Raw genomic sequence first — 12,744 nt, forward strand, 5'->3', positions numbered from 1 at the left:
ATGGCCGGCGGCGGCGCCGGCGCGGGCGCGCGCGCCGCGGGCAGGAACAGTTCCACCCGGGTGCCGTAGCCCAGCGCGCTGTCGATGCGCAGGTCGCCGCCGCTTTGCTTGGCGAAGCCGTAGACCATGCTCAGGCCCAGGCCGCTGCCGCGGCCGGCTTCCTTGGTGGTGAAGAACGGCTCCATCGCCCGCGCCAGCGTTTCCGGCGCCATGCCGCGGCCGGTGTCGGCGACCGTCACGCGCAGGTAATCCCCCGCCGTCAGTTCGCCGCTTGCGTCGCAGGCCGCGGCCTCGATCGCGATCTCGCCGCCGCGCGGCATCGCGTCGCGGGCGTTGAGCGCGAGATTCAGCAGCGCGGCTTCCAGCTGCCCGGGATCGGCATAGGCCGGCGCCAGCGGCTCGGCGCACTGCACATGCAGGTGCACGCTGTCGCCGAGAGTGCGCTTGAGCATGCTCTCGACATCGCGCAGCAGCGCCGGCACCTCGACCGCGCGCGGGCTGAGCCGCTGCCGACGCGCGAACGCCAGCAGCTTGCCGGTGAGCTCGGCGCCGCGGCCGACCGAGCGCAGCGCGCTGGCGATCAGTTCGCCGGCCTCGGGCTTGTCGCCGCATTCCAGTTCCAGCAGTTGCAGGCTGCCGGACATCACCGTGAGCAGGTTGTTGAAGTCGTGGGCGATGCCGCCGGTGAGCTGGCCGATCGCGTCCAGGCGCTGCGAATGCGCCAGCTGTTCCTCGGTGCGGCGGCGCTGCACGAACGCAGCGGCGAGATTGGCGACCGAGCGCAGCAGGTGCAGGGCATCGTGATCGAACTGGCGCGGCTGCGGCGCGCACGCCAGCAGCGCGCCCATCGGCCGGCCGCGGTCGAGCAGCGGCACCAGCACGCCGCTGCCGGCGGCGGCGCGCAGCGGGAACCCGTGCGCCTCGGCGCCGGCGAAATCCTCGGCCAGGCGGGTCTGGCCGCTGCCGATGGCGGCGAGCAAGGCCGCCTCATCGAGCGCGTTCGCGTCCGCGTCGCCGTCGTCGAGGCCGACGCCGGCGCGGATTTCCACGCTCTGGCGATCGCCGGACACGAACAACACCGCCACGGTCGGAATATCGAGCGCGGCGGCCAGCAGCCGCGGCAATGCATCGACCATGCCCGATTCGTCCTGCGCCTCCAGCGCCAGCTGGCCGATGCGCGCGGCCAGCGCGTCGTAGCGCGCGCGCACCAGCGCCTGACGCGCGCGCTGGGTTTCGGAAATGTCGCGCACCGAGGCCAGGAAGCGCGAACCGTGCGCGCCGCCGATCGGGCTCAGCGCGATTTCCACCGGGAACTGGGTGCCGTCCGGACGCAAGCCGATCAGGCTCTGCCCGCTCACGCCCATCGGCCGCACATGCGGCCGCGCCATGTAGTTTTCGCGATAGCGCCGGTGGCGCTCGCGCGCCGCCGCCGGGATCAGCGTTTCCACCTCCATCCGCAGCAACGCGCCCGGCGCGTAACCGAACAAGCGCTCGGCCTGGGCATTGGCCTGGACGATGCGGCCGTCGCCGTCGACCAGCAGCAGCGCGTCGGGCACCGCTTCGAACAGGCCGGCGAAGGACGCGTCCGCGCTCATGCCGCGCTCACTGCGGCGGCGAACAGATAGCCGGCGCCGCGCACGGCCTTGATCAGGCTCGGCGCGGACGGATCGGACTCGAGCTTGCGCCGCAGCCGGCCGACGGCGACGTCGATGGTGCGGTCGTAAGGCCCGGCTTCGCGGCCGTGCAGCGCGCTCATCAGTTCGTCGCGGCTGAGCACCTGCTGCGGCCGCTGCAGCAATGCGCGCAGCAGCTGGAACTCGCCCGTGGTCAGCGCGATCTCGGCGCCGCCGGCGTCGGTCAGGCGGCGCGAGGACAGGTCGAGGCGGAAGCCTTCGAACGCCAGGCAGTCGGCGGCCGGCGGCGACGGCGGCGCGGTCGCGCGGCGCAATACCGAGCGTATCCGCGCCAGCAGTTCGCGCAAGTCGAACGGCTTGGCCACGTAGTCGTCGGCGCCGAGCTCCAGTCCGACCACGCGGTCGACCGCGTCGCCGCGGCCGCTGACCACGATCACCGGGCCGCGCCATTGCGTTTGCAGATGGCGCAGCAACGACAGGCCGTCCTCGTCGGGCAGGCCCAGGTCGAGCAGGACCAGATCGATCCCGCCGGCGGCCACCGCCGCGCGCGCCTGCGCCGCGCTGGAGGCGGCCGCGGTCTTGCAGCCGTTGGCGCCGAGGTAGCGCGCCAGCAGCGCGAGGATGTCGGCATCGTCGTCGACCAGCAGCAGCCGCGGCTGCGCGGCCGGGACGGCGTCGCTGGAGGGGGAGGACATCGCGCTCGCTCGCAGATACGGCCAGGCCGTGATGGGCGAAGCATGGAGCGATTCGCCGGCAGCGGCAATAGCGTGGCGTGGCTGTTGCGGCCGCGCGCGACGGACGATGCGGATACTTGATTCGGGTCAATATCGCTGCGGCGCGGATCGGCTAGGCGCGGTGGCGATTACGCTGCGTCGGACACGATGCGAGAGCGCCTGAGCGAGCGATGCCGCCGCGATGCCAGGCCGGTCGCGCGCCCGCGGCGCGGCTCGCGTCGATCCGCGCCGAATCGCTCGCGCCCGCCTCCCGACGGGCACGGCGAGCGGCTTAGCGGGCCCCGTTCGCGCGCCGATACGATCGCGATGCCGGATCGCGAAGGGCGCCGCGGCCGCATCCGGCAGGCGCCGGACGCGGCCCTGTGCGGTCGCACAGAAACACGCGCCAAGACTCGCTCGAAGGCTCGCGCTCAAAAGCTCGCGCGCACGCCCACCGTGTACTGGCGATTGCCGGCGCCGAAATCGGCCTGCGCGCTCGCGCCCCAGATCGGATTGAACTTGAGCAGCACGCCGGCGGCGCCGCCGAACTCGCCGTCGTAGACATCGCCGTCGGTGTAGCGGAGCTTGGCCCAGCCTTCCAGGTTCGGCGCCAGGTCGCCGCGCAGGCCCAGCGACAGGCGCGCGTCGTCGCCGTCGCTGCGCTCGCGCAGCGCCAGCGGCTTGTGCTCGAACGCCAGACGGGTATTGAGCCAGCCCAATTCGGCGGTCCAGTCCACGCGCTCGCTCAACGCGGCGCGATAGCCCAGGCCCAGCGCGACCTGTTGCGCGTCCAGGTCCAGCCGCGCCAGGGTGGTCGCGCCGGCGCGCAGATCGACGTCGTCGCGGCCCTTGTACAGACCGGCGCTGGCGAACCAGCGTTCGTTCAAGGCCAGCGAACCGGCGAGATAGCCGCCGCGCGCGTCGATGTCGTCCAGGCGCACGGCGTCGCCGCGCGGCGAGCGCAGCGACTGCGCCAGATAGCCGGCTTCCAGATAGGTGTAGCTGCGTTCCTGCGCGGCCGCGTCGAACGCCGGCGCGAACGACAGCGCGGCGGCGAGCGCGGCGGCCAGCGTCCGCGCGATTGCGATGTTCATGTGGATTCCTCAAGGGTGCGATGGACGGCGCCTGCCGCCGACGGCGGCGCGCCGTTGCATCCATCTCCCCGGCCCGGGCCAGGCGGACATCGCGTGCGCGGCGGCGCACGGCGGGCGTTCCGCGCCCACCGCGCAGGCTCACCGGACCTGGCGGGGCCGAGCCGTGAGCGCCGGCGCCGGCCGCGCGCGCGGCCGCTCGCTCAGACGAACACCAGCCGCTCGAGCTGGCGCGAGCCGGGCTGGTCCTGCACGTGCAGTTCCTTGCCCTCCGCGCGCATCTGCTCGAGCAGCATGTAGATCCGGATCGCGCGCCGGATCACTTCGGTCTTGTTGGAATTGCCGCGTTCGGCGATCTGCTCGAGTTCGGCCATTTCGGCGGCGTCCAGGCTCAGGGTCATGCGTTGGTGCTTCATCGATCGCTCCGGACAAACAAGACGTATGAAATCGATTAAACGCACACGATAGCGGTTTCCCCTACATCGGCGACACCAGATGGCGCAGTTTATTCATGAATTTTGTGCTTTCGAGCGTGGTCGAACTGGTTTTATATGTACTTAGTGCGTAACAAATGCGTATGAACGCACGTGCGTTTTGCAGCTACGGCCCTGCACCGCCGATTCGCTGGATGGATCGGCGGGTAGGCGCGACGGCCGCATCGCCTCAGGCAGGCAGCTGCGCCAGCGACGCGCGCAGGTCGTCGATCAAATCGGCGCTGCGCTCCAGACCGATGTTGAAGCGCACCAGGTTGCGGCCGGCGCGCGGCAGGTCGCGGTGCAACGAGAACTGCGGCACGACCAGGCTGGTGGTGCCGCCCCAGCTGTAGCCGATCTTGAACAGGCGCAGCCGGTCGATGAAGGCGACCAGCGCGTCCTGGCTCAGCGCGGCGTCGAATTCGACCGAGAACACGCTGGCCGAGCCGGTGAAATCGCGTTTCCAGATCTCATGCCCGGGGCTGCCCGGCAGCGCCGGATGGCGTACGCGCAGCACCCGCGGCTGCGCCTGCAGCCATTGCGCGACTTCGAGCGTGCTGCGCTGCAGATGGTCCAGGCGCACGCCCAGGGTCTGCAGGCCGCGCAAGGCCAGGCTGCAGTCGTCGGGCGACACGCCCATGCCGAGCAGTTGCTGGGCGTCGCCGAGGGCGAGGTAGTGCGCTTCGTCGCGCACGGTGACCGAGCCCAGCAGCAGGTCGCTGTGGCCGCCGATGTATTTGGTCAGCGCCTGCACGGCGAAATCGGCGCCGTGGCCGAAGGCGTCGAAGAACACGCCGGCCGCATAAGTGTTGTCCAGCGCCACCGGCACGCCGGCGGCGTGGGCGGCGGCGGCGATGGCCGGCACGTCCTGCACTTCCATCGTCACCGAGCCCGGGCTCTCGCACCACACCAGCTGGGTTTGCGGCCGCAGCAGCGCGGCGATGCCGGCGCCGATCCTTGGGTCGTAGTACTCGGCGCGGATGTTCCAGCGGCTGAGCCAGCGGTCGGAGAACTCGCGGTGCGGGCCGTAGATGCAGTCCGGGATCAGCACATGGCCGCCGGCCTTGAGCACGGCCAGGTCGACCAGGGCGATCGCCGCCTGGCCGCCGGGGGCGATGAAGGTCAGGCCGCCGCCTTCGAGTTCGGCGATGCGCGCGGCCAGTTCCAGCGTGGTCGGGGTGCCGTACAGACCGTAGGTGTACGGCGTCTCGCGTCGGTCCCAGTGGTCGTGCACGTGCGCGGCGCTGTCGAACAAGGTGGTCGAGCCGCGGTAGACCGGGGTGACCAGGGAACGGAAACCGGCCGGCGCCGAGGCGTCGGGGTGGGCGAGCTTGGAACGCCAGTCCAGGGGCATGGGAAGGTCCGGGGTCGGGGGCGGTCTGCGCGCGGCGGCGGGCGCAAGCCACAGTCGCGGCCGACGCCGCGCGCGGCTCCCGAGCTTACACAAGCGCGGCGGCGATCCGCGGTGCGCCCGGGCGCCGCACGCGGCCGGCGGCGCCGGAGTGCGAACTGCGGCGCACATAAGGCAGACCACGGCGTTCGGCCAGCGTCTGCGCGGCGGTGGCGAACCTGCGCGCCGGCGTCCGACCTTGATCGGCCGGCGGCGCCGGCGTTCGGTACCCGCGCGCGCCGGCGCCGGGCCGCGCCGCATCGCCTCACACCGCGCCCATACGAGTCGGGCCCGCCAACGCTGCGCATCGGCGGGCCCGCTCGTTTTCGCACTCCCGATCCGCTCCCGAGCCGAGGCGATGTGCGGCCCCGGCGGCGCCTCAGTAACTGCCGACCATGTTGAGGAACCACCCGCGGTGGTCGTAATCGAAGTTGGTCAGGTCGTCGCTGAACTCGGTGAAGTTGTAGCCCACGCCGACGCGGAAGTTCTTGCCGAGGTCGCGGTCCACGCCGAGCAGCACGCCGGTGCGGGTGCCGCCGTCGCGTACGTTCAGCCAGCGGTACTCGGCCAGGCCGTGCCAGACTTCGCGCACGCGATAACGCGCCTGCACCGCGCCGAACGTGGTAGCCGAATCGGCCCACTCGCCCTGCAGCCGTCCGAACCGCACCTCGCCCTCGCGCCGCGCCAGCTTGCCGGCGAATTCCCAGCGGTGGTTCGGGTTGTAGACGCCTTCGAACGACAGCACCTGGGTGCGCTGGTCGTAGCTGGCGATGTCCGGCCCGACCTGATCCAGCGAGGACACGTCGTACAAGTACGTGTACTTGCCCAGCAGCGCCCAACGCGTGCTGTTGTACGGACGCCAGGCGAAACCGACATTGCCCTCGACGAACTTGGCGCCGGCCTGGGCGTTGAGCTTGTCCTTGGTCTGCGAGTAGTTGAGCCGGCCGGCGACGCGGAAACTGTCGTCGAACTTGTGCAGGAAGCGGTTGGTGCTGGTCCACTGCTCGCGCCGCTCGGCGCCGCTGTCGCGCCGCCATTCCAGCTTGCTCTGCCACTGCGTATCCAGCGAGCTGCGGCCGCTGGTGAGGCTGGCGCCGCGGCGCTGGACGTTGCCGAGCTCGGCCTCGCGCTCCAGCGTCGACTTGGTCAGGGCGAAACCGAGGTTCCAGCCCTCGCCCGGGTAGAAGTCCATGCCGAAGGTGTGGCCCAGGCCGGATTCGTTCGGCGCCTTGAGGAACACGCTCTCGTTGAACAGGTTGACCTGGTTCGACAGGCGCCAGCGCTGGCCGAGGGTCCAGCCGGTGTTGAGGCGGTCGTCGAACAGCGGATCGTAGTCGCTGGTGTCTGTGGAATAGGTGTAGGCGCCGTAGATCGAGTGGTCCGGGGTCAGGCGGTACTCGGCGTCGAGCTTGGCCGCGTCGCCGCGGTCGCCGCTGCTGATCTCGGCGCCGACGCTGGACAGTTCGCCGAACAGGTACTTGCCGCCGACGGTGACGAGATCGTTGTCGGCATAGCGGCCGTCGTCGTCGTCGACGGTCTTCTGCGCGGTGGCGAACAGTTCCAGCTGGGTGCCGATGCGCTGCTTGTACTGCACCGCGGCCAGCACGCCGGCAGCGTCGAGGCCGTTGGTGCGGTCTTCCTGCACCCGCCGCACTTCGGCGCTGAGCGTGGTCTCGTCGTTGAGCCGCCACTCGGCCGAGGCCTGGGCCTGGGTCAGCGACTGCTTGCCGCGTTCGGCCACGCTGTAGCGGGCGAACAAACGCAGGGCCGGGGTCAGCTCGCCGAAGACTTCGGCGCCGCGCTCTTCGACCGCTTCGTTGGTGTCGTAGCGGGCGATCGAATAGCCCTTGTCGACCCGGCGCCACCAGGCGCCGGCGGTCCATTCGCCGTCGGTCCAGCCCAGTTCCTTGAAATTGGCGCGCGCTTCGAGCGAGCGCGCGCGCCCGCGGCGATCCTGCAGGCCGGAATTGAGTTCGGAAAAACTCAGGCCGCCGTTGTCGGAATAGAAGATCGGCGCGCTGGTGGCCTGGGTGCGGCTGTTCTCGAGCTTGAGGAAGGTGCCGCGGCCCGCTTGCAGGGTCACGTCGGCGCCTTGCAGGCCGTAGTCCTCGCCGGAGCGGTTCTCGTCGATCCAGGTGCCGCCGACGGCGAGGTGTTCGCCGAACCAGTGCTTGCCGCGGAAGCCCAGGGTGGTGTCGTCCGGGTCGAAACCGGTCGGCACGTACTCGTAATCGGCCAGCAACACCTGGTCGAAGCCGTCCAGCGGCGTGTCGCGGGTCAGGCTGGGCGCGTCCTGGCGGGTGATCTGGTCCAGGCGCCGGCTCAGCAGCACCCGGCCCTGCAGTTCGTCGATCTCGTAGTCGGCGCCGCGCACCAGTTCGACCCGGCTCTGCACCCGGCCGGTGGTGCGGTCGCGCACTTCCACCGCGAGCTTGTCCGAACCCGGCAGCAGGTCGCCATGCTTGAGGTAATACAGGCTGCCGTTGGTGCCGAGCAGTTCGGTATGGCCCGGCGCGGTCTGCGCCTGCGAGCCGAACACGCGCAGTTCGCTGCCCGGCTCGCCGAGCGCGGTGCTGCGCCGGCTGCGCCAGCTCAGCGCGCCGCCGTACAGCGAGCGGCTGTACTGGGCGTATTCGGTGCCGGTCAGGCCGGTATTGAAGTTGCCCCACAGCGCCTGGTTCTTGTCCCAGTCCACGCGCAGGTACAGCCGGCCCATGGTGTCGACGTCGCGATAGGTCGTCGAGTCGTCGCCGTAGACCGGGTAGTACTGGTCCGGATCGAGGCGGCGGAACACGTCCTGCGGGTCGGCGTCCCAGAAACCGTTGAACAGCTCGCCGACCTCGCGCTCCTGGGTATCGGCCTGGGCGGTGACGAGGTATTTGCCGCGGTACTTGCCCTTCAGGTAGAACGCCAGCCGCCCGTCCACGACCAGGCTGTCGTCGGCCAGGCGCTTGTCGTTGGCGACCGTCTCGACCGAGCCGCTGGTGCGGCCCTTGTAGGCGGTGACGTCGGCCAGCGCGACCGCGAACAAATACTTGCCGCTGACGTCGACATCAAGCGCGCGGCGGGTCGCACCGCCCTGGCCGCCGCTGACTTCCACATCGAAGCGGTGCTGCCCGACCGGAACGAGATACTCGGCGACGAACTTGCGCTCCAGGTCGATCGGATGCGACTGGCCGTTGATCTTGATCGATTCGCGCTCGGGGATGTTGCGCCCCTGGATGCGGATGCGCGAGCCGTAGATGGCGATGTTCTGCTGGCGCAGGCTGTCCTGGCCGAACACGCGGTCGACCTGGCTGCGCTGCTCGGCCTCCTCGACGCTGAACGCCGCCCCTTGCGTCTTCTCGACCTGGTCGCGCAGCAAACGCGAACCGCGTTCGGCCTCGCTCGGGCTGACCAGTTGCAGGCGGCGCGGATAGGTTTCGTCGACGCTGTCGCCTTCGCCGTAAGCGCGGACGATGTAGACCAGTTCGTCGCCGGGCCGCAGGCGCAGGGCCGGGTCGAGCTCGCCGTTCCACTCGGTGTCGGCGACCGCGGCGCTGGGCAGTTCGACCCGCGCGATCGGCGTCACCAGGTCGGTGTCGGTGGCGCGGTACAGCAGCACCTCGGCGCGCTTGATGAAGGCCGAATAGTTGTTGTACGCATAGAACCGCACCGGCTTGACGATGCGGCCGTTCTCGAACGCGAGCAGCGACGGCGCCGACACGGCCATGCGCGGCTGGCCGAGGTTGGGATCCTCGGTCGCCCACACCACGCCGCCACCGGGCAGCTGCAGCGACCACTTGCCGACCGCGATCGCTTGGCCCGGCTGCAGTTCGCCGACCCAGTTCGAACGCGGCACTTCGGCCTCAATGGTGACGCGGCGATCGGGCTGCAAGGTTTCCGAGGACGAGCGCTCGCTGGTGCCGACCGTCTCGGGCTGGCGCTTGCCGCGCGTGCGCAGTTCGAACAGCACGCCTTCGCCGCTGTTGCAGCCGTCGTCGCCGCAATCCAGCGGCGACGCGCCGGCCGCCTGCGGCTCGGCGGCGGCCGGCTCGGACGCAGACGACGCGGGCGACGCGGCCGGGGCGGCCGACGCCGGCGCCTGCTGCGCGCCGGCGACCTGGGAAAGACCGGCCAGGATGCCGATCAGGGTGTAGTCCAGTAGTTTCATCTTCATGGCGTGCCCCTTATTTCTCGCTCTTGCCGGCGGGGGCGTCCGGGTCGTTGCTGGCATCCACTCGCAAGTTCTTGCGCACCTGCGGGCTGGCGTGGACGACGATGGCGTCGTAGACCGCCTTGGCCCGGCGCATGCCGAGCGCGACGTTGTAGGCGTCGGACGCACGCTTGTCGGTGTGGCCGATCACGACCACGCGGTTCCCCTTCAAGTCCTCCAGCGCCGCCGCGATCTTCTTCATCAGCGGCAGGTACTTCGGCTTGACCGTCGATTTATCGGTGTCGAACAGGACTTCGCCGAGCTTGGGCCATTCGGCGAAGCCCACCACCATCGTCTTCGGGTCCTGGGCGTCGGTGCGCACGCTGATCTGCAGCCCCTTGAGTTGCTCCGGCGTCAGCAGCGACTCCAGCGACTTGCGCACGGCCAGGGCGCGATCCATCGCCAGCGCCTCGCTGTCGCCGTTGGCGGTGATCACCACTTCGCCGCCGCCGTACTCGCGCACCTTGGCCGCCATGTTCTCCACCGCCGGCAGGTAGGCGGGCTTGACCACGGCGCTGCCGGCATCGAAGAACACCTCGCCGATGCGCATCTCCACGTCCTGCTTCGCGCCGGGAATCTCGCCCGGCGGCAGCTTGACGCCGAAGTCGAAGCGCACCGGCACGCCGGGAGTCAGACGGCGCACCAACGGGTTGTCGGTGGTGATCTTGCTGCCGGGCGGCAAGGTCGCCGGATCGAGCTTGAGGATGAAGTTGCGCCCGCGCTCCCAAGGACCGCCGGCCACGCCCTCCAGGTGATAGCGGCCGAACTGGTCGGTTTCGATCAGCAGGCCCTCCACCGACGCCAGGCGCACGCCCGGAATGCCGCGTTCGTCGACGCCGTGGTTGCTCACGATGTAGTCGACGCGGTAACCGCCCTCGGCCTGCGCCACCCGGCGCTCGACCTTCGGATCGGCGCCGGTGAGACCCTTGGCGGCGTCGCCGGTGCGTTCCACGCGGGTGTTGCCGGCGGCGTCCATGCGCACGGTGACGCCTTGCGCGTTGCTCAGCACGAAGTCGTCGGTGAAGCTCGGCTCGCGCAGCAGCTGGCTGATCGTCACGGTGTGCGCGGCGACCGGATCGGCGTCGGACTGACGACCGCCGATCTTGCCCAGGGCGATGCCGTGCAGCATCGGCGAGCTCGCGTCGGGTTCCGGCCTGGCGCCGTCGCCGCGATCGACCGTGGTCGAGTCGGCGATGTAGGCGCCCGGGGCGAAGCCGCCCTGCACGCGCAGGTCGGTCAGATCGGCCGGATCCTGCCAGCGGTCCTCGTCGCGGTCGTCGAACACGCTGCCGATCAGCAGCGATTCGTCGAGCAACGGATCCGATACCAGCTCCACCGTCGCCGTGGCCGTGTTGGAACGCTTGCCGCCGTCCTCGGCGTAGGCGCTGTTGACGTGGCTGCCCGGCCGCACCGAGGCGCCCACGCGCAGCAGGTAGACCACGCTCGCCGATTGGCCGGCCTGGATGTCGAGGCCGTCCACGCTCACCGGGTAGCTGCCGACCAGGCGGCCCTGGCCGTCGCGGTCGGCGACCTGCAGGCTGCCTTCGACCAGGCTGAAGCCGGCCGGCGGCGTGTCCACCAGGGTCGCATCGATCGCATCGGTTTCGCCGACGTTCTTGATGGTCACGGTGTAGCGCACCAGATCGCCGATCTTGACCCGTTGCGGACGCGCCTGCTTGCTGACGACGAGGTCGCTGTCCTGCTCCGGTTCGACCGGCATGATCGCCGTGCCGGTCGCGGTCGCGGTGCCCGAAGTCTGGCCACCGCCGCCACCGCTGCCGTAGCGCGCGGTGACCGTGACCACGTTGTCCAGGGTGCCGCCGCGGTTGGCTTCCTCGCGGGTGATGGTGTGGGTGTAGACCTCGCAATCGGTGGACTGGCCCGGCGCGAGCGTGGTGGTGCGGCACGCCAACCGGGTCGGCGCATAGCTCGCCAGCACGTCGCTGGTGTCCATGTCGTGCAAGGTGATGTTGCCGGTGTTGGTGATGCGCACCGCGTAGCTGATGACGTCGGCGACGTTGCCCACGTTCTTGGTGCCGTTGTCGACGCTCAGGGTCGCGACCTTGACGATGGCCACGGCCGGACGCGCCTGGATCGGCAAGGTCACGCTCGGCTTGCAGGCCGCGTCGGTGGAGCCGGCCGGGCAGACGTTCGGCGTCGAGGTAGCGACCGTCGCGGTATTGACCACGACGGCGGCATCGACATCGGCCTGCACGATCTTGTAGTTGCCGGTCAGCACGCAGGTGCGGCCCGGATCCACGCTCGCGCAGGCGATGGTGTTCGGCGCGATCTTGTCGTCGCTCACCACCACGTCCTTCAAGGTCACGTTGCCGGTGTTGGTCGCGGTGATCGAGTAGGTCAGGGTGTCGCCGACCGTGATCGAGCCGCTGCCGTCCTCATCGGCGTTGCGGTCCATGGTCTTGACCGAGGTCAGGCCCGGGGCCTGGGCCACCGGCACGGTCACGCTCGGATTGCACTTGGGATCGCTGCCGCCGGCGACGCAGGGCGACGGCACGCCCGGCGGCGTCTCGGCCTGGATCACGGCCGTGTTGCGCACCGCACCGGCGTTGGCGTCGGCCTGGGTGACCCGGTAGGTGCCCGTGAGCACGCAGGTCTGGCCCGGTTCGACGGTTGCGCAGACGGTCGAATTCGGCGTGATCCTGTCGTCCGTCACCGTCAGGTTGGTCAGCGCGATGCTGCCGGTATTGGTCGCGGTGATCGTGTAGGTCAGCGTGTCGCCGACCGTAACCGAACCGCTACCGTCTTCGTCGGCATTGGCGGTCATGGCCTTGACCGAGGTCAGATCGGCCTTCTGCACGACCGGCACGGTGACGGTCGGATTGCACTTCGCATCCGTCGAACCGGCCGGGCAGACGTTCGGCGTCGAGGTCGACACGGTCGCCTTGTTGACGATCGAGCCGGCGTTCACGTCGGTCTGCTGGACCTTGTAGGTGCCGAYCARGTCGCAGGYCGCRCCYGGRRCCAGCGTGGCGCAGGTGATCGTGTTCGGCGTGATCTTGTCGTCGGTGACGATCACGTCGGACAGGGTCACGTTGCCGGTGTTGGTCACGCGGATCCGGTAGCTCAACGTGTCGTTGACGGTGATCGAGCCGCTGCCGTCTTCGTCGGCGTTGCTGGTTTGGGTTTTCTCCGAGGTCAGGTTCGGCGCCTGAGTGACTGGCGTAGTGACGGTCGGATTGCACTTCGCATCCGTCGAACCGGCCGGGCAGACGTTCGGCGTCGAGGTC

At 70.0% G+C, this 12,744-nt stretch carries 7 protein-coding genes; all 7 read right to left on the reverse strand.

Annotation, left to right across the window (positions count from 1 at the left end):
* On the reverse strand, positions 1-1,595 hold a 1,595-nt coding region (locus A7A76_RS15515), incomplete at its 3' end, for an ATP-binding protein (RefSeq protein WP_206412028.1).
* Entirely contained in the window at positions 1,592-2,329 is a 738-nt protein-coding gene (locus tag A7A76_RS15520) for a response regulator (protein WP_206412029.1), read from the reverse strand. The genes A7A76_RS15515 and A7A76_RS15520, both read right to left, overlap by 4 nt.
* A gap of 449 nt (positions 2,330-2,778) precedes the next feature.
* Positions 2,779-3,441, reverse strand: a complete 663-nt coding sequence (locus tag A7A76_RS15525) for an outer membrane beta-barrel protein (protein WP_206412030.1) — start codon at positions 3,439-3,441, stop codon at positions 2,779-2,781.
* Positions 3,442-3,641: 200 nt separating this feature from the next.
* A complete protein-coding gene (locus A7A76_RS15530; RefSeq protein WP_206412031.1) occupies positions 3,642-3,854 on the reverse strand; it encodes a ribbon-helix-helix protein, CopG family in 213 nt (70 codons plus the stop codon).
* 247 nt (positions 3,855-4,101) lie between these two features.
* A complete protein-coding gene (locus tag A7A76_RS15535; protein ID WP_206412032.1) occupies positions 4,102-5,265 on the reverse strand; it encodes a cystathionine beta-lyase in 1,164 nt (387 codons plus the stop codon).
* Between the two features lie 415 nt (positions 5,266-5,680).
* Positions 5,681-9,460: a hypothetical protein gene (locus A7A76_RS15540; protein ID WP_206412033.1), complete on the reverse strand. Its 3,780-nt coding sequence runs from the start codon at positions 9,458-9,460 to the stop codon at positions 5,681-5,683.
* 10 nt (positions 9,461-9,470) lie between these two features.
* The coding region (locus A7A76_RS15545) for a DUF7507 domain-containing protein (RefSeq protein WP_206412034.1) at positions 9,471-12,744 on the reverse strand (3,274 nt) is incomplete at its 5' end.

The sequence above is a fragment of the Lysobacter enzymogenes genome (assembly GCF_017168095.1).
GTDB classification, from domain to species: domain Bacteria; phylum Pseudomonadota; class Gammaproteobacteria; order Xanthomonadales; family Xanthomonadaceae; genus Lysobacter; species Lysobacter enzymogenes_D.